Here is a 22,567-nt window from a genome sequence, read left to right as displayed (position 1 = left end):
AAAATTATTATAAACTTATTTTTAAGATTTAAATAGTATCATTTGTATTATTATCATGGATTTAATTATGGGAAACAAACTCAATAATAGTTGTAAATTAGAATTTAGTAATGAAGTAGAAATTAGTTCTGAAGATTATAATAATATATTAGATTTAGAAGAAAAGATACTTCATATGGTTGCATCAAACCAACAAACCTATGAAATTTTAGATCAACTATGTATTATGGCAGAATCTTTACTAAAAAACTCAGTGGCTTCAATATTAATAAAAAACCATAATGGTGATTTAGATGTTGAAGCTGCTCCTTCTATACCTAATGATGCAAAAAAACTATTGTATGATCTAAGCCCTGGCCCTCATAATGGCTCTTGTGGAAATGCTGTTTATTATAATAAACCCCAATATATCCAAAATACATTTATTGATGAAAGATGGACAAACCTAAGAGAGTTTGCTAGAGATTTTAATATTTGCGCATGCTGGTCAACACCAATTACTAATGAAAATAAAGAAGTAATTGGATCTTTTGCATTATCATCTTTTGAACATCGAGCTCCAAGTGCATTTCATAAGAAACTTTTAAAAACAGCCTCAACAATAATAAGCATTGTTTTGAAAAATAGAAAAACTAATAATAAAATGAAATATTTAGCTTATCATGATGAATTAACTGATTTATACAATAAAAGTTATTTAGAAAATGTTTTAAAGAAAAAAGGTGAAAAGAGCTTAATTCTTCTAAATATTAATAGTTTTAGTTATATTAATACAGCCTATGGATTTGATATAGGTGATAAAATTTTAAAAGATGTTTCAAAAGTGTTAAAAAACAACTTTCATGCTGATACTTTATGTAAAATAAATTCTGATGAGTTTGCCTTAGTTTATGATAAAGAAATTGATATAAAAAGTAAGATTAATTCAATTCAACAATATTTTTTAAATCACATGATTGATATTAATGAAATTAAAATTAGTATTACTTTCTCATATGGAGCAACTTTTGGAGAAGAGAATCTATTAAGAAAAGCATCTACTGCATTAAAAAAGGCAAAAGAGAGTGGAAAAAACAAATTCATTATCTTTGATAAATTTGATAATCTAAATTACAAAGACAGAGAAAAATTTATTAAATATACTAACATTATAAAAAATGCCCTTGATAATAATCAAATTGTTGCTTATTTTCAAGGTATATATGACAATGAGAAAAACTTAATTAATAAATATGAAGCTTTAGTTAGAATTGAATTAGAAGATAAAGTAATTAGTCCATTTGAATTTTTAGAAATCGCTAAATTAGCTGGCTTAATTCCTAATATAACTAAAATTATGATTAAAAAAAGTTTTGAGACAATGCTTTCTAACGACTACACATTTTCAATAAATATTACAGAAGATGATTTAGCAGAAGAGTATTTGGTGGATTACTTAAAAGAGCAAGCATCCAAATATAATATAAATCCCAATAGAGTTATTTTAGAGATTTTAGAGGGTGTTAGTACAGGTGGGAAAGATAGCCATTTAAACCAACTAATTGAACTTAAAAAACAAGGATTTAAAATTGCAATAGATGATTTTGGTGCTGAATACTCTAATTTTGAAAGAATTTTAGATTTAGATGTTGATTTTATAAAAATTGATGCTAAATATATTAAAAATATTCATAAAGATAAAAGAAGTTATGAAATTACAAAAGCTATTGCATTTTTTGCAAAGAATGTAAATATATCTTCAATTGCAGAGTTTGTACATAATGAAGATGTTCAAAAAATTATTAAAGAGTTAGGTATTAACTTTTCTCAAGGATATCTATTTAGCCAGCCCAAAAAAGAGCTATTAAAATCCCTAGAAGAATAAGTAGCGTTGAAATAATCAACTCAAAAGTAAGAGCTTCATCTAAAAATACAACTCCTAAAAATATAGCAATAATAGGAACTAAAAGCTGCAATATACTTGCTGTTGTAATTTTCATTTTAGGTAAAACAAAATACCAAATCAAATACCCAACTGCAGATGTTAATGAACCAGATATAATTGCTAAACTTGCAGTATATAAATCAAATTTTAATTCACTAATAAAAAGAGACATAAATACAATAACAAATAGTGTAGCTTTTAAAAAATTATCAGTTGTATTTAAAGTAGCATTTGTTGATTTTTTCCCAAGAACACTATAAACAGCCCAAGCGATACCTGATAATATCATTAAAAAAGAGTGATAAAAAGATAAGGAAAACTCTTCTTTGGGATACAATAAATAAAATAGTCCACTAAAAGCTATAATTACACCTAAAGCTTTTTTTGAACTAAACTTTTCTTTATAAAAAATTGCTATTAAAATCATACTTATTTGAACACTTGCAAAAAGAATTAAAGTTCCAACTCCTGCTTCCATATTTACATAAGAGTATGAAAAACAAATGGCATATAAAAAAAGCATAAAAGAGCTTATCCAGTTCTTTTTCAAATCAAATTTCAGAGTTTTAGTTTTATAAAAATATATTATTAAAAGTAAAATTGCCCCTGAAAGTATACGTAAAAAAGTAAAAGAGAAAGCATCAATATTTTGGGTAATTAATGCCATTCTTGCAAAAATAGAGTTTGCACTTAAAAATATAAGTGAGAGTGAAACTAAAATAAAAAGTTGCATTTATGACCATAATTGAAATTTAGGTATATGTGAAACAGCCTTTATAATATCTGTTTTTGAAACTATTCCAACTAAAATATCCTCTTGTGTCACAACAGGAATTGCATCAAGTTTAAAATCTAGCATAACTTTTGCAACTCTTCTTATATCTGTTATAGGGTCTGTTGTTAAAACCTCATCAAGATAAATATCTTCAATTTTTCTATTTAAAATATTATTTATATTTGATATATCATCCATTATAAGATTTAAGATAGTTTTTTTATTTATCATACCCATGATTTTTTTGCTAAAGCCTAATACTGGAAGTTGATTAACCTCAACATCTTTTAATTTATCATAGGCTTCTTGGATTGTTATTGATTGGTCTATATAAACAGGTTCTAAAGTCATAATATCTTTTACATGAAATACTTGTTCAGAAGTATCAATATTTGCGACTTTTTTATATGCATTTATCGCTTGTTGAGTATCTTTCCCTTTTTTTGAAGTTAAATACTCTTGAAATAAATCATCATCATTAGGCTTTAATTGAACAGCATCAGGAGCATCAGTTTTTTTTAATTCATACAGGTTATCTACTGTACTTCTAAATCCTACACTCCCTTTATTATATATTGCGAACATTTTTTTACCTTTTATATAAAATTAATTGATTTTATTACAATAGTATAACATTAAACTTTAAAGATTTAATAAGAAAATTGTTAAAGGGGAAATAACTAAAGAGAGTATATAAAAGGTTAATAAAAAATTTATTAACCTTAAAACATAAAATTAAAAACTTGAGCTAATGTAACCAATAGCCAAGAAAGAAACTACTACTAATACGATTAAACTTCTAACAAAGTTCATATTACATCCTTTAAGGTTAAATATTTTAGTTAAACTAAAAATATTATATATGAGATATGTAAATTTTAAAATGTAACTACTCTTTACAATTCCTTGACATTTAATTAAAATTTATATGAAAAAAGTATTGAAGTTACTTTTGTATCTACATCATCTCTATTTTCTGGTAGTTCTTTTCCATTTTGATATGAATACTTTGCAATAATATCAAAGTTTTTAAACTTTTTACCAAATGAAAACATATATGTTTTATCTTGTTGCATTGCATGGTGTTGAACTTTCATACCATCATCTAAAACTGTAAAAATTCTCTCTCCAAAGAAAGCGGCAAAGCCTGTAATAAATCCATTATAATTTCCTGCAAGTTTTAAGCCTGTAGTAAAATAATCTCTATCTTTAAAAGTATATGCACCATATTTATTGCCATCAATATCTATTTTTTTTGCAAGGATTGTTGCTTTAAGCCTCAAATTATTGATTTTAAAAGCTTTTGATAAACTAATATCATATTGATTTACGTCAAAATCTTTGTAATCACTTTTATAATAATTAATTGAACTAATAAGAGCTTTTGAAATATTATAAGTTGCACCAACTCCATAAATTTTTCCCTAATCAGTTGGAGCTAAATTATCTATAATTTTTATAAAAGAGCCTTTTAAAGCTAAAACATTATTTAGATTATATGAGTATTTTGCACTATATTTTTCAACATCTAAAGATGGTAAACTTACATTTGTAATTGAGTGTTTTCTATTAACATTATCTGATTGCATACTTAAGTTTAGTTCTTGCTTTTTATCAAAATATTTATAATTTATATTTTGTACTTTTCCATCAATTTTTGTCATTGAATTATTATAATCTTTATTTCCGTATTCATATGAAAGTTGAGTATTTGCATAAACCATACTACTTAATAGTAAAATTATAAAAAGAGTTTTTTTCATTATATTCCTTATTTAATTTGCAACTAAGTTGCAATAAATTTTCAGAATTATAATCATTTTTTATTAATTTAAACTTATGATATATTTATAGTAAATACTTATATTTAAAAAAGATGGAAGGTTTTATTTAAATTTTATTATAAAAATATTATAAGAGTCTTTATAGTCATAATCTAAGGTAAAGTCATGCATTTTTACAATCTTATTTACAATATTTAATCCCAATCCATGACCTAATTGCTGGTTTGGATCCCTTGTAAAAGGTCTTGTATAATATATTAAATCATTATGTAATTTATTTCCTAAATTTTTAATATATATTCTATTATTAAGTGTTTGAATCTTTATTGGATAATTGTTTGTATATTTCATTGCATTATCGATTAGATTTTTTAGAACCATTGTCATGTAGTACTTATCTGCACTTATTTCAAAATCATCATCAACATTTAATTCAATCTTTGATTCATCATCTATTGAGAGTTTAGATAGAGCTTCTAATATCAAAGAACTAATTTTAAAATTTGTAATATTTAAAGTTGCAAAATTTAATTTCTCTCTTTGAAGAAGTTTACTAGTTAGCTCTTCAATATCAACAAAAACACTATTTATATTTGATAGTTCATTTTTATCTAGTTTATCTTTTAGATTCTCTAATAAAAATTTACCTTTTGTAATTGGTGTTTTTAATTCATGACTTATATTTCTAAGTAGCTCTTCCCTTGAATGAATTATATCTTCTTGTTTTTCTAAATATGAGTTTAGATTATTAGTAATTTCATTTAATTCATTGTTTTTACCAATATCAACTTTAATTTTATTTTCATCATCATTAAAGAGTTGTAAGACACCTTTATTTAATTTATCAAGTTTATCTTTTATCTCTCTTATAATTTTTGAAGATATTATAAGGGCTAAAATTAGTGCAACTAAAAAAAGAATTACAACCTCAATTTTTATAGTATCAATAAAGTTATTTTTATCTATTTCTGTTTTATTAAGTTCATTTTGCAAATAATCAATTTCATAATCTAAAAGCTCATCTACTTGCTTACTTAAAGACTCAAAACTTGTGTTGAAATCATTGAAAGTTCTATTCTCTTCTTTTGTTAAAACTATTCCATATAATTCATTTCTAATTAGTTTATGTATTTTTTCAAACTGTAAGAAAATCAATTGAAGATTCTCTTTTTCAATTATAGATTCAGAGTTTTCAATTGTTATCTCTTTTTTTAAAAGTAGTTTTTTTAATAACTCATCTGATTTATTAAGTCTCTCTTTTACAATATTTATTTTTTCATAATCAGTAATAATATCTAATACAATCCAAGAAAAAGAGTTGTTATACTCCTTTAGTTTTTCAACCCTTCTAATTTGGTCATATCTATGTTTTTGAGATAAATGTACTTCATTGAAATTATAAATTGAGTAAAAAAATACACCTATAATAAATATTGTAATCAATAAGATTAAAGAGAATGAGATATAAAGTCTTTGCCTAATTGTCATTTATAAATTTATACCCTATTCCCCAAACTGATTTGATATATTTAGCCTCTTTAGAATCATCATTAATTTTAAATCTAATATTGCTTATGTGCATATCGATTGTTCTATTTTTTGTATCTTTTTTTAGACTTGTTTGATTTAAGATATCTTCCCTAGAAACTACTTTATTTATATTGTTTACAAACATAAAAAATATCTCTGATTCTATTTTTGTAAACTCAATTTCTTGATTTTCTAAAAAAACTCTTTTTTTGTCTAAATCAATATATAAATCATTTATATTCATTTCATTACTACTAGAGTATCTTTTTAGTGTAGCATCAATTCTTAGAACTAATTCCCTTGGTTCATAAGGTTTTGATAAATAATCATCAGCACCAAGTTCAAAGCCATGGATTTTATTTCCTATATCATCCCTAGCAGTTGATATAATTATAGGAATATTTTTTATCTCTTTTAATTTTTTAAATAGATCAAAACCATCCATTCCTGGAAGTCCTAAATCTAAAATTACAATTGAGTAATTTGTAAAGTTTTCTTCAAACTCTTTTAAAGCTTCAAAGGGATCAGAAAAAACCTTACAAGTGTAGTTGTAAGGTTCTAAAAATCCACTTATTAAGTTTTGTAACTCTAAATTGTCTTCGATTAAAAGAACATTATTGTTTTTCACTAGTTTCCTTTAGTTTCACATTATTTTAATGTTTGTTCTTTGCTGAAACTGATTTTAACCAAAAATATCCAAATAATCCAGAAAACAATGAAGCACTTAAAATACCAACCTTAGCTTGGAAGATTAATTCTGCATTTCCTAAAAACGCAAGATCTGCAACAAATATTGACATTGTAAAACCAATACCACCTAAAAATGCAACTCCAAATACTTGACTTAAAGTACTTCCAGTTGGAAGTTGTGCTATATTTAATTTAATAGCTAACCATGAAACTCCAAAAATTCCTATAACTTTTCCAAAAATTAAACCTAAAATTATTCCTAAAGATACAGGTTCTAAAATTGTTGAACCAATTGAACTAAAATCAATTTTTATTCCAGCATTTGCTAAAGCAAAAATAGGAATAATTAAAAGAGCAACTGGTAAATGTAAATTATGTTCTAATCTTGATGCAGGAGTACCTACTTCATCAATTTTATCTTTGATATTATTTAAAATCTTTTTTTGCTCTTCATGTAATTCAAAATTCTCTTTTTCTGGATACTTTTCATACTCCTCTAAAAGATGTTTAGTATCTTTTGCTAAAGTTGATGGAACTCTTTTTGGAGTTGAAGGAATTGCTAAGGCTGCTAAAACACCAGCAATTGTAGCATGAACTCCTGATTCAAGCATAAAAAACCACATAAATAAACCTACAATAAAGTAAGGTAATATCATATGAATTCCAAATCTATTAAACATTATCATTATAAAAAACATTGATGCAGCTAATACAAGAGCTACCATATTAATTGTCTCTGTATAAAATAATGCAATAACTAAAACAGCACCTAAATCATCCACAATTGCAAGTGCTACTAAAAATGTAACAAGTGCTGTTGGAACTCTTTTTCCAAGTAAAACTAAAGCACTAATTGCAAAGGCAATATCTGTTGCCATAGGGATTCCCCAACCTGCACTTCCAGGAGTTCCATAATTTAAACTTGTGTAGATTAGTGCAGGAAATACCATTCCTCCAATTGCTGCAAGAATCGGTAAAAGCGCAACTTTTAGATTTGATAATTCTCCTACTGTTATTTCTCTTTTAATCTCTAAACCTATCACAAAAAAGAATATTGCCATTAGACCATCATTTATCCAGTGATGCAAAGTATGAGATAAGGCCCAAGAGCCAACATTAAAATCAATATTTAGGTGAAAGAAATGTGAATATGATTCATAAAGTGATGAGTTTGCCAATATTAAAGCTAATACAGTCATCACAATCAAAATCAACCCTGTTGTTGTTTGAGCATGTAAAAACTCTTCAAATGGTGTTGAGACTTTTTTAAAAGCTTTTTCCCATGGTGCATATAATTTCATTTAAATTCCTATTTAGTAAATTTTATAATATAAATGTAAAGTATACATAATAAGTGTCAATATTTTTATGGTTTTATTATTGACAATTTATTGACAATTTATTATCAAAAAAAAATATTTGTTTAAAGAAATAATAAACTGTTAATTGTAAAATAGAGAGTATAAAAGAATTAATAAAAAAAAATGGAATATCTAAATTGAAAATTAATAGTTCTAAAACATTAAGTCAGCTTATTTTATTGGTAATGGTTTTTACAATAGGCCTATTATCACTTATATTTTTACATCTTTTTTTTCAAAAATTAGTAAATGGACTATCTCAAAAGAGTGAAAACCTAAAATCAAAAATTTATATTGGAAGATATATTGTGACTGATTTATATAAAATAAGATCAGATTTTTATGAATTAGCAACAACAGCAACAAATGAAAGAGGTAGAGAATTAATAAAAAAAAGAATATCAAAAAGAACCGATGAAATAAAACAGAGTTTACATATTTTGAAAAATGGGGGAACATTTCAAAGGGTTATTAGATTAAATATTGCGGGTCAAAGTTTCACAACTGAAACAATAACTTATAAAAAATATGAAAACAGTATATCCTTAGAATCTATTGATCTTCTTCCTAAACTTATAAAATTTGAAAAAATGATTGAAGATATGATTACTCTTTTGAAAAAACAAGATATTTATAAAGAGCAAAATAATATAAATAAATATTTAGATTTAAATAATGAAATTAAAAGCTATTACAAAAGAACTCCATCTTTTTTTATTAGAATTACTGAAAACGCTAACAGATTATTATATGAAGGTTCTAAGGAGCTTGAATCACTACAAAAAGAGCTAAAAAAGCAAGAGGATTATTATGTTAAGCTAGAGATAATTCTTGTATTAACTATCTTTACTTTAGTTTTTATAATTGCATTTGCAATCGCTTTACAAATTAATAAAAATACAAAAAATCTAGAAAGACAAAGTAAATCAAATCGTGGTGTTTTAGATGCACAAAAGAATATTGTAATAGTTAGTAATGGTGAAAAAATGATTGATGCAAATAAATCATTAGTTGATTTTTTTAAAAATTATAATAGTTTTAATGAGTTTAAATCTAAGCATTTATGTATTTGTGATTTTTTCCAAGATATTAATAAAGAGAACTATTTATTAAATAAAGATTATGATGGTTTAAAATGGTTTGAATATATAATTAATAATCCCAAACTACCACATAAAGTTGCTATGAGAAGAGATGTAGCTAGTAGTATCAGTCACTTTTCGATTAGTGCTGTAAAAAAGATTTTAGATGAAAATACATTTATTATTATAGTTGTTTTAACTGATATCACTGAAGAGGTTAAAAACCAAGAAGTACTAAAACTCTTAAATGAAAACTTAGAAGATTTAGTAACTCAAAAAACAAAAGAGCTTCAAGAATTAAATGAAAATCTAGAAGAAAAAATTAAGAAAGAAGTTGAAGATAATAGAAAAAAAGATAAAACTCTAATTCAACAATCTAGATACGCAGCACTAGGAGAGATGATAGGTAATATTGCCCATCAATGGAGACAACCACTATCAGCTATCTCTTCAACTGTTACTTCAATGCAACTGCAAAGAGAATTAAATCTTGCAACTAATGATGATATTGATAAATCTTATTCATCAATTTTAAGAAATATCAGTTTTTTAAATCAAACTATTGAAGATTTTAGAGGTTTCTTTAGACAAGATAAAAAAGCTATAGAGTTTAATATTTTAGAGATTTACAGAAATTCAATGACTATAATAAATGCAACCTATAAAAATAATGCTATTTTAATAATAGATGATGTTAAAGAGTCTGAATATAGGGCTTTAGGATTTCCAAATGAATTAACTCAAGTTTTTTTAAATATTTTAAATAATGCAAAAGATATTTTAATAGAAAAAAAAGAAACTCAAAGGTTAGTAAAAATACATATAAGTCAAACTCTAAACCATAACATAATTGAAATTACTGATAATGGTGGAGGAGTTGAAAAAGAGATTAAAGATAAAATTTTTGATCCATACTTTACAACAAAACATAAATCTCAAGGAACAGGAATTGGACTTTATATGTGCAAAGAGATTATAGAAAAAAACCTAAAAGGTTCTTTATCTATAGAAAATAGAAGTTTTGATTATCAAAATGAAAAACAATATGGAGCTTGTTTTATAATCAAACTTCCTAAATATTAACTATTATATTTTATAAAAAGAATCAATTTTATCTTTGTGATTTGCTGCCCACTGTTCAAAACTCATCTCTTTTTCTTTTTGTACATTTGCTTTTGTTTGAGCATAAATATCCTCAGCTTTCTCTTTTGGAATAACAGCAACGCCTTCTTCATCAGCAACTATTATATCACCTGGATTAACTGATATTCCACCAGCAGTTATAGGGATATTAACAGGAACGGCATTTTTCTTACCACCTGGCATAGGTATTACACCTCTTCCAAAGATTGCTACTTGGTTTTCTCTAATTTCACCAATATCTCTAACAAGTCCATCAATCACAAAACCTTTAATTCCTCTTTTTTTAGCAATTAAAGATACATTTCCACCAATTACAGCATAATCCATTGTATTTGATTGAGCTACAATAATTGAACCAACAGGAGCTTCATAAATTGCTCTATGCAAACTTAAATTCTCACCACCAACCATTTCAACAGTAAAAGCAGGTCCAGAAATTCTTGGAATACCTTGCCATAACTCTTTTATACCACAATCCATAAAACTCTCTCTTTTTAAAGGTCCTGCATAATCACAAGGTGAAAAGTCTGCAAATTTATCATAATCCATTTATACTCCTACTAATAAATTTTGTATAATTACATACAAAGAGATAAGTAAGATGATCACATTTTTTTTAGATCAATGATAGAACTTTTAATGAAGTTTTATTAAATCTCCAAGGAGTCTATCACTTACTTCAAATCCCAATAGGTTGATTAAGCTTCGAGCTTCTGTCATTATGGAGATAGGATAAAAGTAAGGTTACTTATCTGTTTGTATGTAAAATAACATTTGTAAAGGTATTTGTGATGTATAAACAATTCATAGGAATAGATATTTCTAAAGATAGCTTTGATTTAACACTACTTGAAAATAGTGGTGAAATTAAACTAGAAGTAAAGCTTACAATGAATAGAGATGGATTTGATACTTTAGTAGAGTATTTATCCACATATCCTAAAGAAGAGCTTTTAATAGCAATGGAAGCAACTGGTATTTATCATTTACCACTATTATCTTTTTTATTAGAAAATAGTTTTAAGTGTGTAGTGATTAATCCAATACTCATAAAGAGTTTTATTGGTTCAACTACCCTTAGAAAAACTAAGAATGATAAAAAAGATGCAGCTTCAATTGCTCTATTTAGTTTAAAATCATATCAATCTTTACATCTTGCTAGTACTAATAATATTGAAAATATTAGACCGCTTATCCGTGAAAGAGAAAACCTCTCGAAAGATGTAGCAAGATTAAAAACTGAAATAAAAGCTAATTTAGTGCAATTATTCCCTGAATTGTTAAAGAACACAAATATATTTACAAAGAGCATTTTAAATCTGCTCCTTAAAGCTCCTAGCCGTAAAGCAATTAGGAACTTAAGGGAAAAGACCATCCAACGAATCTTAGATGATACAAGTGGCAATAAAGTTAAAATTACTGCAAAGGATATATTAGCCTTAGCAAAAACTTCTATCGCCGTATCCGATAAATATCTTGAAAAGGTTTTAACTTCTAAAATTAGAAGATTAATAGCTATTCAAGATGAATTATCTATTCTAGATTCTGAGTTGGAAAACTCTTTAGAAGATACTGATATAAACAATGATATTGATATAGTACAATCAATACCAGGAATTGGAGCAGTAACTTCTAAAAACTTTATGGTTGAAGTATCCTCTGTTGATAAGTTTAATTCCGTAAAGCAACTATGTGCTTTTATAGGAATTGACCCATCAGTTAGACAAAGTGGTACTTCAATCAACTATAGGGGCAAAATCTCTAAAAGAGGTAATGCAAACCTTAGAAGAACTATTTGGCAAATGGCAATTGGTACTATTCGTTCTTGTGAAAAATTTAAACTCTATTTCTCTAAAAAACGAGAAGAAGGTAAAAAATTCAAACAAGCTGTTATTGCTGTTGCAAATAAACTTCTAAAAACAATATTTGTAATGTTAAAGAACAAAACCAAATTTGATGAAAATTTAGCTTTAGGTGTTTCCAAATGAAACTTTAAAATCTTTGTTTTTTAGTTAGGTTTCTTTATAGTTGACTCCTTAATCTTTAGAAAGTATTATACTAATTAGTTAATTTAGTGTATTTTAAGTACCAATAATTGTAGCAACAATTTTTCTACTACCACCATAATCTCTATGTTCACCTAGATATATTCTTTATTAAGTCTTTAATATGGTAAAGTATTGAAAGGATGATAACAGCTTTATTATCATTTTTTAGATACAATTTTTAGTATAAAATTAAAAGGTTATAATATGAGTATAAATGAAGTATTAGAGCAAGCACTAGAACTAAAAGCCAATGAAAGGTCAAAACTTATAGATGAACTTTTAAAAAGTCTTGACAAACCTGATGAAGAAATAGATCAAATTTGGGCAGAAGAAGCTGATAAACGTCTTGAATCTTATAGAAAAGGTGAGCTTAAGGCTGTACCAATGGAAAATATTTTTAAATAATGAATATTTTATTTCTAGAAATTGCCGAACAAGAGTTTTATGATTCGCAAGATTATTATGAAGAACAACAAACAAATTTAGGGGAAAAGTTTAAAAAAGAAATTTTCAATACCTTAAAACGAATACAAAGATTCCCAAATATGTATGCTGAAATTAGAAAAGACATAAGAAAATGTGTTGTAAATAAATTTCCATTTAATTTACTCTATTCAGTTGAAGAAAATCACATTTTAATTATTGCAATTGCTCATCATCATAGAAAACCTGACTATTGGGTTGAGAGGATTTCATCAGTTACTAGATGAAATCCTCTTGAGTGTGGGTTTAAGTTAAACTCTTTTTGAAAGATTTGCAAAACTAACCTTAGTATTTATTTATCTCAAATATTCTATCTAAACTTGCAATTGCTAAATATTTATCAAAATATGCTTTATTATATCCTTGTTGCGCTTGAGTTAATAAATAATTGGCATCTGTTAAATCTGTAGTTGTTGCTAAACCTTCATCAAATCTATTTTTAACAATTTCATAATTCTCTTTTGCTTGAATTAATGATAACTTTGAAGTATCTAAATTATCAATTGCCACCTCTAAATTTGATTTAGCATTTTCATATTGAAGATTTATATCAAGTTTTGTTTTATCTAATTGATTTATTGCATTTTTATAATCAATTTTAGAGTTTTCAACTTGTGCCATAGTTGAACCACCGCTATATAAATTCCAACTTGCTGTTATATTAGCACTATTTTGATTATCAACATTTGGTATAGCTTCATATTTATTTAATGAAAAAGTATCATAATATTTATTATGAGAAGCACTAATATCAACTGTTGGATAATAACTAGATTTTGTTGCTTTTATTTGTTGATTAAATGATTTTAAGGCCATTTCTAATGCTTGTATTTCACTTCTTTGTGAAAGTTTAGACTTATCATAATCTTTAATACTAAGAGTTTTTTCATCTAAGTTTTCTATATTTTCATTTGTTAAATCAATGCCACCTAAAACATTAGATAATTGATATTTTACAACTTTTAAATCACCTTTTGCTTGAACAACATTTTGCTTTGCACTTGACATATTTACTTGAACTTGTAATAAGTCATTTCTTGCAATTAATCCTTGGTTATATCTATTTTTAGAATCTTCATACTGCTCTTTAAATAACTCATAAGCACTATTATATGTTTTTAGTGAATTTTGTGCATTTAGGTAGTTTATATAAGCACTTTTTACACTTAAAACAATATCTTGTTTTGTAGCATTTAAAGAGTATTTAGATGATTGAGATAAATACTTAGAAGCATTTTTATTTGCTAAATCTTTAAAACCATTAAACAAATTATAAGAAACTGTTGCACTTAAAGCTGTAGTTTCTGATTGGTTGTTATTAAAAACTGCTTCATCTGTATTATTATAAGCATATCCTAAATCTAATTTTGGAAGGTATGCTGAATTACTCTGTTTTAAACTCTGAATACTTTTCATATAAGTAAACTCAGAACTCTTAATATCTAAGTTTTTATTTAGTGCTATATCTATTGCTTCATCTAAATTTAATGCATTAGCATTCACTAAAAATAGTGAACTTAATGCTAATGATAATATTGAAATTTTTTTCATAAATTAATCCTTTATGCTTTACTAACATCAATTGGCTTATTAGACATTGATGAAACTTTTGACTCTAATTTAATAAAGAACATTAAAAGTGCTGGCGTAACAAATATCGTAAATACAGTTGACAATGCAAGTCCACCAGTGATAACTGAACCTAAACCTCTATAAAATTCACTTCCTGGACCTGGCACTAAAACTAAAGGTAACATACCAAAAATTGAAGTTAATGAACTCATATAAATAGGTCTAATTCTAGATTTTGTTGCTGCTATTACTGCATTTTTATGCTCCATGCCTTCATTTCTAATATAATTTAAACTTTGATGAACAATTAAAATTGCATTATTTACAACAATACCAACTAAAATAATAAATCCTAACATCGTAAGAACATCTAAAGGCTGTTCTTCTATAAAATTACTTGTTAAAGCAAGTCCAATAAATCCACCTGCTGTTGCTAAAGGTACTGTAAACATAATTACAATTGGATACAAGAAATTACCAAATAAAGCAGACATTAGTAAATAAATAATTACTATTGCTAAAATGAAACTTCCACTTAAAGCTGCAATTGTTTCAGTTAACTTATCAGCTGTACCACTAATACCTACTTCAACTGTTTTAGAGATTTCACCTTCACTTTTCATTTTTTCTAAAGCTCCACCTAAAATACCCATTGTCTCTTGAATAGTCATATGCTCAGGTGGTGTAACTTGTAATGTAATAGTTCTATCACCATTTAAGTGTCTAATTTCACTAATACCTGTTGTATCAACTGAACTTGCAAGTGAAGACATAGGAACTAAAGCACCATTTGGTAAAGCAACTTGTGTAGCTAATATATCTTCTGGTGTTTTAATTAAACTATCATCAGCTTTTAAAACAAGGTCAATTTTCTTTTTTCCATCTTGTTCATAATCAGAGATTTTTCTACCACTCATTAGAACATCACTCATAATTCCCAAATCAGTTGAACTCATACCAAATGCTTTTAAGGCATCTTGATTTGGTTTTATTCTAACTTCTGGATAAAGTAATTCTATTGAAGGTACTGGTCTAACTTGAGCACCTTGAATTGCACCTCGCGCTGCCATAAATAATTTTGTACCAACACCAGCTATTTCTTCAATACTTTCACCACTAATATCAATATTTACAGTTTTACCCTCACCAATTCCACTTTCAAATACTCCTGATTGTAATGAAACTCCAAATACAGAAGGAAGAGAATTTACAATTGGTCTAAAAAATGGTATTAATTCTCTTGCTCGACTTTCGTGCATAGAAGTACCACCAAATAAGTTAAAATCACCAAATGATACAAAAAATGCTCTACTTATTCCTGGAACTCCATCAATATCATTATTAATATTAGGTTCAATTTGTTTCATTAAATATGCACCCATATTATATCTTTCTTCATAAGAAAGACCTGGAGGAGTAATTAAAATATTAAACACTAAGTTCTTATTTCCTTGAGGCAAATAGTCTAACTTAGGGAATAATAGAAAAATCGTAGCCCCTGAGATTACAGCAAATGAGATAATAGTAGCTATTTTTGTCATTGTAGATTTTAACGACCATTTAACAAATCCCATAATAAAGTTTACAAATTTATGCCCAAGTTTTGTTAAACCACTTTCACCCCTTGGCTCTTTTCCAGAAATTGAAGCAAATTTTTTCCAAAGCATTGGAATAACTGCAATTGAAACAAATAAAGAGAATGTTACAGCTGCTGTTACAGCAATTGCAATATCTTTAAATAACTGACCTGCTTCATCTTGTAAAAATACAATCGGTAAGAATACTGCAACAGTAGTAGATGCACTTGCAATTAAAGCTCCCCAAACTTCACTAGCACCTTTATAAGCAGCTTCAGGAATACTCATTCCTTCTTTTCTGTGCCTATCAATATTTTCTAAAACTACAATGGCACTATCAACTAACATACCAACTGCAAATGAAATACCAGCTAAAGAAATTGTATTTAAACTTCTTCCCATAGACTCTAAAATAATGAATGTACCAATAACTGAAATTGGAATAGCAATTGAAACAACAGCTGTTGGTGAAATAGCTCTTAAAAATAGTATTAAAACAATTATTGCTAAAGCACCACCAATCATAATATTTTGTTTAACTAAATCAACAGAACCAACAATATAAGGTCTTTGATCATACAACCATTTTATTTTTAGTTCTTCTTTTTTTAGAATAGTGTCATTTAATTCATTTACAACTTTTTCAACTTCATTTGTTAAAGCAACAATATTTGCATCACTACTTGGTTGAACCCCTAAAAAGATACCATCTTTACCTAAGAACATTGCAACAGTACTTGGTGTTGCATATCCAAAATCAACACTTGCTACATCACCTACTGTAACTCTTTGTTCTCTATTTGAAATTAAAATTACATCTTTTATATCTTGAGGTGTTTTAAATTTATGAACTGTTCTAATTCTGTAACTTCTTCTACCCATATTTTGAGTACCAGCAGAGATATCAACATTTTCTGCTTGTAAAATACCTATTACTTGAGGAATAGTTAGATTATAAGAGGCAAGTTTATTAGTATCTAAACTAATTTGCATCTCTTGTTCTCTTCCTCCTCCACCCATAGTACCAGCAACTCCGTTAACTCTTTTTATAACAGGTTTGATTTCATTTTCGAAAAATGTTTTATACTCATCAATATGTCTATCATTTGTATCTAAAGTTTGTAACATCATCCAAATAACTGGACTTGCTGTTGCTGTTTCAATAATAGGTTCATTTGCATTAGCTGGATATGAACTAACTTCATTTAATTTGTTAGATACATCTTGAAGTGCTGCTCTTAAATCTGTTCCTAATTTGAAAGTAAGAGTGATTTCACCTGAATTATCCTTTGAAGATGATTCATACTCTACTAAGTTATTCAAACTTTTTAGTGCATCTTCTTGCTCTTCAATAATCTCTCTTTCAATCTCATAAGGAGTAGCTCCTGGCCATGTTGTTGTAATTTTAATCTCTGGTTTTGTAACATTGGGAGTTAACTGATAAGGTAACTTTGTTAATGATAAAAAACCAAATAAAACTACAATAAGAACTGAAACTATTATTGTTACAGGATTTTTTATTGAAAATTTTATTAAATCCATTCTTAGTCCTATTTATTTATAATTTTTACAGGCATATCAGGAAATATTCTTTCATTTCCTTTTGTTACTAGTTGCATACCCTCAACTAATCCTTGTCCACTAATAGCTGCATTTGTACCAAAAAATGCTAATGGTTTTACAGGAATCATTTTTGCTTGATTTTCAACAACTGCAAATACAACATCCATGTTAAATCTTTTAATAACAGCATCTCTATTTATTACTAAAGCAACACTTTTTGACTCTTTTGCAAAATTTACTTTTGCTTGAGCTCCATCAAAAATAAACATATCTTTAATAGTTGCTTTAAATCTAACAGGGAAAGTTCTTGTTAATTTATCCCCACTTGGAATTGCTGCAAATAATTTTGCTTTTACACTTTTTCCTGAAATATTCACATCATATTCTTGACCTATTTCAAGTCCATTAATAAAAGAAATAGGAAGATTAAATATAATCTCCACATCACTAGTATTTACGACAGTTGCTATTGAAGTACCTTGATTTAGCCACTCATCTTTATTTACAGTTTTTTCAACTACTATTCCATCAAATGGTGCTTTTATAAGTTTTTTTGATTTTTGAATATTTAATTCATTTAAATTTGCTTTTGCACTTATTAAACTCTCTTTTGCTACATCATACTCCAACTTTGCATCATCAAAAGTTTTTTGTGCAATTGATTTTTTCTCAACTAAAGCTTTATATCTGTCATAATTTTTCTTTGCATTTTTTAACTGTACTGAGTACATATTAACTGAAGATTTTGCAGCATTAATTTGTGCGTTTAAAACATCTGAATCAATTACAACTAACACATCACCTTTTTTAACTTTCTGTCCAACTTCAAAGTTTATTTTTTTAGCAATACCACTACTTTGACTTGCCACTTTTGATTTTTTATCAAAATTTACAGTTCCAACAAACTCTTGTAAATCATTTACTTCTTGTTGTTTTAATGTTTCAACTTCAACTAAAGAAGGTGCTTTACTTGCTGCTTCAATAAAGTTAGCCATCATGAAAAACACAACAAATATTGCCATTCCTATTCTTTTCATATAAATTCCTTTTATCTTAATCAATATTTTTCATTAATTTATGCACAATTTTATGTACTATCGGGGCAACTACAAATATAATAGGAAAAGCACACATAAAAGCTAATCCAAATGCTTTCATCCATTTATACATAAAACCATCAACAAAACCTAAATTTATTATAGAGATTATAAAGCTCATGATAAAACTCATAAATAAAGACATAAAAAAAGCAAATACTACTCTTTCATATTTTCTACTTATCATTTTTAACCTCTAAATTATCAAATAAATTATTTACAAAATCTTCACAAGCTTTTTTTGCATCAAATTCAACTTGTGTCATCTTTGCACAAACAACACCCTTTTCAAAATGCATTAATCCATCAACAAAATTAATTGATTGATCTATTAATTCATTTTTATTAATACCCTCTTCAATAATTTTTTTTAGTTGTTCTTTAAAAAATAAATGACATGTATTATTAAAAAACTTCATATCATAATTTTCGTCACTTAAAACAACTGATAAATACTCTTTATAACCATTAAAATGTTTTAAATTTTCTTCACTATCATCCATAACAAATTTAAAAAAATGAAATACTTTTTCTCTTGTTGTTTCAACATTTTTTATACTTTCTAAAAAGCTTTCATGATGTTTTTGGATATGGATATTAATAATCTCAAAAATAATATCATCTTTATTTTCAAAATATTCATAAACTGTACCTTTGCCAATTCCAGCTGTTTTAGCAACTTGAGCAACAGTAAGCTTTTTTACTCCTACATCATAAATTAAATCTTGGCATGATAATGCAATATCTTTTCTTTTTTGTACTTTATCTACAATTTTTGGCATATTGCAACTCCTAAATATTTTTTTGACTGACCGTCGGTCAATATAAATTATATTCCATGAAAACTTAATTCTTTTTTAAATTGACCATTGGTCATAAAAAAAATTACATAAAAAAAGGCCCAAGGGGAAACCCCTTGAACCTTATAAATATGTTAGTGTATATAGTAGTAGTGGAATTTGAATTTCAATGGTTATGACATAATCTCATCAACAGTGATATAATCACCAACTCTTCCTGTCATTTGCTCAACATCAGTATTTACTGGAAGCGTTTTTTTACCTGGAACCCATCCTGCTGGACAAACCTCACCTGTTTTTTCTGCATGTTGCCAAGCTCTAACTTGTCTTAAGAATTCATGTACATTTCTTCCAACCATTGGTGCTTGAACTTCTTGAGCTACAACTGTACCTTCTGGATTAATTAAGAATCTTCCTCTTAAAGCAATACCTTCTTCTTCAATCATAACACCAAATGCTCTTGAAACAGTTCCTGTTGGGTCTGCACCAATTGTAAGTTTTAACCCAGCTAATAATGGCTCAGTCTCAACAAATCTTTTGTGAGAGAATTTTGTATCAGTTGATACAGCTAAAATCTCAACACCTAATTCTTGGAACTCATCATATTTTGCATTCATTGCTGCAATTTCAGTTGGACAAACAAAAGTAAAATCTGCTGGATAGAAACAAACTACTCTCCATTTACCTTCATAATCACTACTTGCTACTTGTTTATAGTGTCCTGTTGCTGCATCGTATGCATCCATTTTAAACTCTGGCGCTTTTCTTAAAACTAAACTTGAACTCATATTTTCTTCCTTTTTTATTTCTTTATTTTCATTTTCATTATTTATAACGTTTTCATTTTCTTCAATTGGTTTTGAACCTGTATCACAAGCCATAATATTCTCCTTACATCATTGGATAATTTTTTTCCTTTGATAAAAGTATTCTATAATTTGTTAGCTTAATCTATTCTTAAATTATAATATAAATTTATAAAAAAATAATAAGTTTTACTTATATTAAGAAGAGCAACTTAATTTCACATTTGCATACTTAATAGGAGTTGGATTTGAATAGTGTTCAAAATCAGGATGTTCATCAAAGGGTGATTGAGCAATTTTTAGTAAATCATTTACTAAAGAGTAGTCTCTATCATGAGCTTTTTGTATAGCCTCTTCAATCATATAGTTTTTTAATATATATTTTGGATTTACTTTTTTCATAATTTCAAATCTATCTCTAAAACTACTATTTTGTTCTAAGCATACATTTTTATAAGATTCAAACCAATTTTTTATTGGCTCTTGAAATACTGCTATATTTAGAATACTACTTAGGTCCTCAAATGATTTTAGATTTGTTAATCTATAAAAGAAAACATTATAATCCATTCTTGAAGTCTCTAAAGCTCCTAATAACTCTTTGATTAAATCAGAATTTAAATTTCCACTTTTAGAAGCTTCTAAACCTATTCTTTTATTCATCATCTCTAAATATACTTTTTGGTATTGAGCTAAAAATGTCTCCAAATAAGAGTTTAATTTTTCACTATCACATATTTTTTCTAAACAGTTTGCTAAAACAGCAAGATTCCATCTAGCTACAAAAGGCTGGTTATTATATGAGTATCTTCCTTCTGAATCAGTGTGATTACAAATTGAGTTTTTTTCAAAATAATCCATAAATGCAAATGGACCATAATCAATAGTAAGACCTGCAACTGAAAAGTTATCTGTATTCATAACTCCATGTTGGAAACCATAAACGCTCCATTGGGCTAAAAGTTCGGCACTTTTATCAACTATTGAGTAAAACATCTTTTCATATTTCTTTTCAACATCAATTAAATGTGGATAAGATTGTTTTATTACATAATCGGATAATTGTTTAATATTTTCAATTGCATTTTTTGTTCTTGCAAAATATTCAAAAGTCCCTACTCTAATCCATGATCGACTAAGCCTCATTACAATTGAGCAAGACTCTTGATTCCATTCTCTATGTGCATAGGTATCTGAATCTATAATTCCTAACGCTCTTGTAGTTGGTATTCCTAAATGATGCATTGCTTCACCTATTAAATACTCTCTAATACTTGACCTTAGAACTGCTCTTCCATCTCCTTGTCTTGAATATTTTGTAAGTCCAGAGCCTTTTGTTTGTAAATGCCAGCCATTTATACTTCCAAGATTTATAGCTCTTCCATCACCAAGTTGTGGTACAAAGTATCCAAACTGATGTCCTGCATATCCCATAGCATAAGGAACACTTCCTTTTAAAACTTTAATACCATTTATAAAATCTATAAAATTTTGAGTTTCACAAGCTTCATAATCAAGTCCTATTAAATCACAAGCCTCTTTATTAAAAGATACAAGTTTTGGATTTTCTAATGGTGTTGCTTGAAGTTTTTGATATAAGTTCTCATCAAATTCAAAATAATCTATTTGTAATTCTAATTCATCTAATTTCATTTTATTCTCTTTTAAAATTTGTTTGTAAATAAACAAAACTCTATCAAAAGAAAACATAAAAGAGGATAAATATTGTCCTATATTAACTTGACACTAATCAAGGAAATTAAAACCTTATTATGGAAAAATTCTAAAAAAGAAAAAGGCCAATATAATGTTAATAGATAAAAATAATCTTCCTTTAGTAGCTGAAGAGTTTATGAATGATGTTCATTTTGAGGATGTGGAAATAATAAATGAATTATATGAAACAGTACAAAAGTACAAAAATGATAAAACTGAAGATAATAAAAATATAGTAATTGAAATTTACACAAAATGGTTTAATCATACAGTTGATCATTTTAAAGGTGAAGAAGACAAAATGCTAGAATTACACTTCCCTCCATATATGATGCATAAAGGTGAACACGAAAGATGTTTAGAACATATGCGATATATTATTGAAAACTTTAAAAATAGTGGTGATGAAAAAACACTATTAAAGTATTTAGAAGTAGATTTAATAAACTGGCTTGTAAATCACATACAAACTATGGATACAGTAACTGCTATGTTTTTTAAAACAGGACTTAGTCCTTGTGCTATGCAACACTAATATAATATTTATTTATGTTAATTATTAGCTAATTTTTATTCAAAGAAAAAATTAGATATAATCCCCAAAAAACATAGGTAA

The 22,567-nt window shown here is 26.8% G+C and carries 21 protein-coding genes; 6 read left to right on the top strand and 15 right to left on the bottom strand.

Features of this window, described 5'->3' with window-relative positions:
* The first annotated feature begins 67 nt into the window (after positions 1 to 67).
* Positions 68 to 1,864: a sensor domain-containing diguanylate cyclase gene (locus APAC_RS03380; protein ID WP_130232776.1), complete on the top strand. Its 1,797-nt coding sequence runs from the start codon at positions 68 to 70 to the stop codon at positions 1,862 to 1,864.
* On the opposite strand, the gene APAC_RS03375 is transcribed toward APAC_RS03380, so the two are convergent.
* The 7 genes from APAC_RS03375 to nhaA all read right to left on the bottom strand — a co-directional run bounded on the left by APAC_RS03375 (position 1,821) and on the right by nhaA (position 8,004).
* Positions 1,821 to 2,657, bottom strand: a complete 837-nt coding sequence (locus tag APAC_RS03375; protein ID WP_130232775.1) for a DMT family transporter — start codon at positions 2,655 to 2,657, stop codon at positions 1,821 to 1,823. The two genes, APAC_RS03380 and APAC_RS03375, sit on opposite strands and share 44 nt — an antisense overlap.
* Positions 2,658 to 3,284, bottom strand: coding sequence for a CBS domain-containing protein (locus APAC_RS03370; RefSeq protein ID WP_130232774.1), 627 nt, complete (start codon positions 3,282 to 3,284; stop codon positions 2,658 to 2,660).
* 332 nt (positions 3,285 to 3,616) lie between these two features.
* Positions 3,617 to 3,982, bottom strand: coding sequence for a hypothetical protein (locus APAC_RS03365; RefSeq protein WP_130232773.1), 366 nt, complete (start codon positions 3,980 to 3,982; stop codon positions 3,617 to 3,619).
* A 141-nt stretch (positions 3,983 to 4,123) separates the two neighbouring features.
* Entirely contained in the window at positions 4,124 to 4,462 is a 339-nt protein-coding gene (locus APAC_RS03360; RefSeq protein ID WP_130232772.1) for a hypothetical protein, read from the bottom strand.
* Between the two features lie 123 nt (positions 4,463 to 4,585).
* The gene (locus tag APAC_RS03355) at positions 4,586 to 5,971 is read right to left on the bottom strand and encodes an ATP-binding protein (protein WP_130232771.1); all 1,386 of its coding nucleotides are present in this window, start codon (positions 5,969 to 5,971) and stop codon (positions 4,586 to 4,588) included.
* Positions 5,961 to 6,641: a response regulator transcription factor gene (locus tag APAC_RS03350; RefSeq protein WP_130232770.1), complete on the bottom strand. Its 681-nt coding sequence runs from the start codon at positions 6,639 to 6,641 to the stop codon at positions 5,961 to 5,963. The genes APAC_RS03355 and APAC_RS03350 overlap by 11 nt, the downstream gene beginning before the upstream one ends.
* 25 nt (positions 6,642 to 6,666) lie before the next feature.
* Positions 6,667 to 8,004, bottom strand: a complete 1,338-nt coding sequence (nhaA, locus tag APAC_RS03345; protein WP_130232769.1) for a Na+/H+ antiporter NhaA — start codon at positions 8,002 to 8,004, stop codon at positions 6,667 to 6,669.
* A gap of 197 nt (positions 8,005 to 8,201) precedes the next feature.
* On the opposite strand from nhaA, the gene APAC_RS03340 reads away from it, so the two are divergent.
* A complete protein-coding gene (locus tag APAC_RS03340; protein WP_130232768.1) occupies positions 8,202 to 10,229 on the top strand; it encodes a sensor histidine kinase in 2,028 nt (675 codons plus the stop codon).
* Positions 10,230 to 10,232: 3 nt separating this feature from the next.
* Here APAC_RS03340 and APAC_RS03335 read toward each other — a convergent pair whose 3' ends face one another.
* Entirely contained in the window at positions 10,233 to 10,838 is a 606-nt protein-coding gene (locus APAC_RS03335; protein ID WP_130232767.1) for an RraA family protein, read from the bottom strand.
* Between the two features lie 242 nt (positions 10,839 to 11,080).
* On the opposite strand from APAC_RS03335, the gene APAC_RS03330 reads away from it, so the two are divergent.
* The 3 genes from APAC_RS03330 (at position 11,081) to APAC_RS03320 (ending at position 13,047) form a co-directional block, all read left to right on the top strand.
* Complete coding sequence (locus APAC_RS03330; protein WP_130232234.1) at positions 11,081 to 12,277, top strand: IS110 family RNA-guided transposase; 1,197 nt, start codon at positions 11,081 to 11,083, stop codon at positions 12,275 to 12,277.
* Positions 12,278 to 12,541: 264 nt separating this feature from the next.
* Positions 12,542 to 12,742, top strand: a complete 201-nt coding sequence (locus APAC_RS03325) for an addiction module protein (RefSeq protein ID WP_130232766.1) — start codon at positions 12,542 to 12,544, stop codon at positions 12,740 to 12,742.
* Positions 12,742 to 13,047 carry a type II toxin-antitoxin system RelE/ParE family toxin gene (locus tag APAC_RS03320; protein ID WP_130232765.1) on the top strand — a complete coding sequence of 102 codons (306 nt, stop codon included), beginning with the start codon at positions 12,742 to 12,744 and terminating at the stop codon, positions 13,045 to 13,047. Before APAC_RS03325 ends, APAC_RS03320 begins: the two co-directional genes overlap by 1 nt.
* A 58-nt stretch (positions 13,048 to 13,105) precedes the next feature.
* On the opposite strand, the gene APAC_RS03315 is transcribed toward APAC_RS03320, so the two are convergent.
* The 7 genes from APAC_RS03315 to APAC_RS03285 form a co-directional block, all read right to left on the bottom strand.
* Positions 13,106 to 14,371 carry a TolC family protein gene (locus APAC_RS03315; RefSeq protein ID WP_130232764.1) on the bottom strand — a complete coding sequence of 422 codons (1,266 nt, stop codon included), beginning with the start codon at positions 14,369 to 14,371 and terminating at the stop codon, positions 13,106 to 13,108.
* Positions 14,372 to 14,382: 11 nt separating this feature from the next.
* Complete coding sequence (locus APAC_RS03310; RefSeq protein WP_130232763.1) at positions 14,383 to 17,511, bottom strand: efflux RND transporter permease subunit; 3,129 nt, start codon at positions 17,509 to 17,511, stop codon at positions 14,383 to 14,385.
* 8 nt (positions 17,512 to 17,519) lie between these two features.
* Positions 17,520 to 18,569, bottom strand: coding sequence for an efflux RND transporter periplasmic adaptor subunit (locus APAC_RS03305; RefSeq protein WP_130232762.1), 1,050 nt, complete (start codon positions 18,567 to 18,569; stop codon positions 17,520 to 17,522).
* A 16-nt stretch (positions 18,570 to 18,585) separates the two neighbouring features.
* Positions 18,586 to 18,816, bottom strand: a complete 231-nt coding sequence (locus APAC_RS03300; RefSeq protein ID WP_130232761.1) for a DUF2798 domain-containing protein — start codon at positions 18,814 to 18,816, stop codon at positions 18,586 to 18,588.
* A complete protein-coding gene (locus tag APAC_RS03295) occupies positions 18,806 to 19,411 on the bottom strand; it encodes a TetR/AcrR family transcriptional regulator (protein ID WP_130232760.1) in 606 nt (201 codons plus the stop codon). The genes APAC_RS03300 and APAC_RS03295 overlap by 11 nt, the downstream gene beginning before the upstream one ends.
* Positions 19,412 to 19,602: 191 nt before the next feature.
* Positions 19,603 to 20,310 (bottom strand): peroxiredoxin, encoded by a 708-nt coding sequence (locus APAC_RS03290; protein WP_130232759.1) that lies wholly within the window; start codon positions 20,308 to 20,310, stop codon positions 19,603 to 19,605.
* A 123-nt stretch (positions 20,311 to 20,433) separates the two neighbouring features.
* Entirely contained in the window at positions 20,434 to 21,888 is a 1,455-nt protein-coding gene (locus APAC_RS03285; RefSeq protein WP_130232758.1) for a protein adenylyltransferase SelO, read from the bottom strand.
* Between the two features lie 154 nt (positions 21,889 to 22,042).
* Between APAC_RS03285 and APAC_RS03280 the strand changes: the two genes are divergently transcribed.
* The gene (locus APAC_RS03280; protein ID WP_130232757.1) at positions 22,043 to 22,486 is read left to right on the top strand and encodes a bacteriohemerythrin; all 444 of its coding nucleotides are present in this window, start codon (positions 22,043 to 22,045) and stop codon (positions 22,484 to 22,486) included.
* Positions 22,487 to 22,567 lie beyond the last annotated feature (81 nt).

It is taken from the genome of Malaciobacter pacificus (assembly GCF_004214795.1).
Taxonomy (GTDB): Bacteria; Campylobacterota; Campylobacteria; order Campylobacterales; family Arcobacteraceae; genus Malaciobacter_A; species Malaciobacter_A pacificus.
This window is presented reverse-complemented; position numbering and strand designations above follow the sequence as displayed.

Bases quoted from the DNA above. Each gene is read 5' to 3' on its own strand.
- APAC_RS03370 (WP_130232774.1), bottom strand. From the start codon at position 3,284: ATGTTCGCAATATATAATAAAGGGAGTGTAGGATTTAGAAGTACAGTA.
- APAC_RS03295 (WP_130232760.1), bottom strand. From the start codon at position 19,411: ATGCCAAAAATTGTAGATAAAGTACAAAAAAGAAAAGATATTGCATTA.
- APAC_RS03330 (WP_130232234.1), top strand. From the start codon at position 11,081: ATGTATAAACAATTCATAGGAATAGATATTTCTAAAGATAGCTTTGAT.
- APAC_RS03325 (WP_130232766.1), top strand. From the start codon at position 12,542: ATGAGTATAAATGAAGTATTAGAGCAAGCACTAGAACTAAAAGCCAAT.
- APAC_RS03285 (WP_130232758.1), bottom strand. From the start codon at position 21,888: ATGAAATTAGATGAATTAGAATTACAAATAGATTATTTTGAATTTGAT.
- APAC_RS03320 (WP_130232765.1), top strand. From the start codon at position 12,742: ATGAATATTTTATTTCTAGAAATTGCCGAACAAGAGTTTTATGATTCG.
- APAC_RS03280 (WP_130232757.1), top strand. From the start codon at position 22,043: ATGTTAATAGATAAAAATAATCTTCCTTTAGTAGCTGAAGAGTTTATG.
- APAC_RS03335 (WP_130232767.1), bottom strand. From the start codon at position 10,838: ATGGATTATGATAAATTTGCAGACTTTTCACCTTGTGATTATGCAGGA.
- APAC_RS03375 (WP_130232775.1), bottom strand. From the start codon at position 2,657: ATGCAACTTTTTATTTTAGTTTCACTCTCACTTATATTTTTAAGTGCA.
- APAC_RS03380 (WP_130232776.1), top strand. From the start codon at position 68: ATGGGAAACAAACTCAATAATAGTTGTAAATTAGAATTTAGTAATGAA.
- APAC_RS03360 (WP_130232772.1), bottom strand. From the start codon at position 4,462: ATGAAAAAAACTCTTTTTATAATTTTACTATTAAGTAGTATGGTTTAT.
- APAC_RS03355 (WP_130232771.1), bottom strand. From the start codon at position 5,971: ATGACAATTAGGCAAAGACTTTATATCTCATTCTCTTTAATCTTATTG.
- APAC_RS03315 (WP_130232764.1), bottom strand. From the start codon at position 14,371: ATGAAAAAAATTTCAATATTATCATTAGCATTAAGTTCACTATTTTTA.
- APAC_RS03310 (WP_130232763.1), bottom strand. From the start codon at position 17,511: ATGGATTTAATAAAATTTTCAATAAAAAATCCTGTAACAATAATAGTT.
- APAC_RS03305 (WP_130232762.1), bottom strand. From the start codon at position 18,569: ATGAAAAGAATAGGAATGGCAATATTTGTTGTGTTTTTCATGATGGCT.
- APAC_RS03290 (WP_130232759.1), bottom strand. From the start codon at position 20,310: ATGGCTTGTGATACAGGTTCAAAACCAATTGAAGAAAATGAAAACGTT.
- APAC_RS03300 (WP_130232761.1), bottom strand. From the start codon at position 18,816: ATGATAAGTAGAAAATATGAAAGAGTAGTATTTGCTTTTTTTATGTCT.
- nhaA (WP_130232769.1), bottom strand. From the start codon at position 8,004: ATGAAATTATATGCACCATGGGAAAAAGCTTTTAAAAAAGTCTCAACA.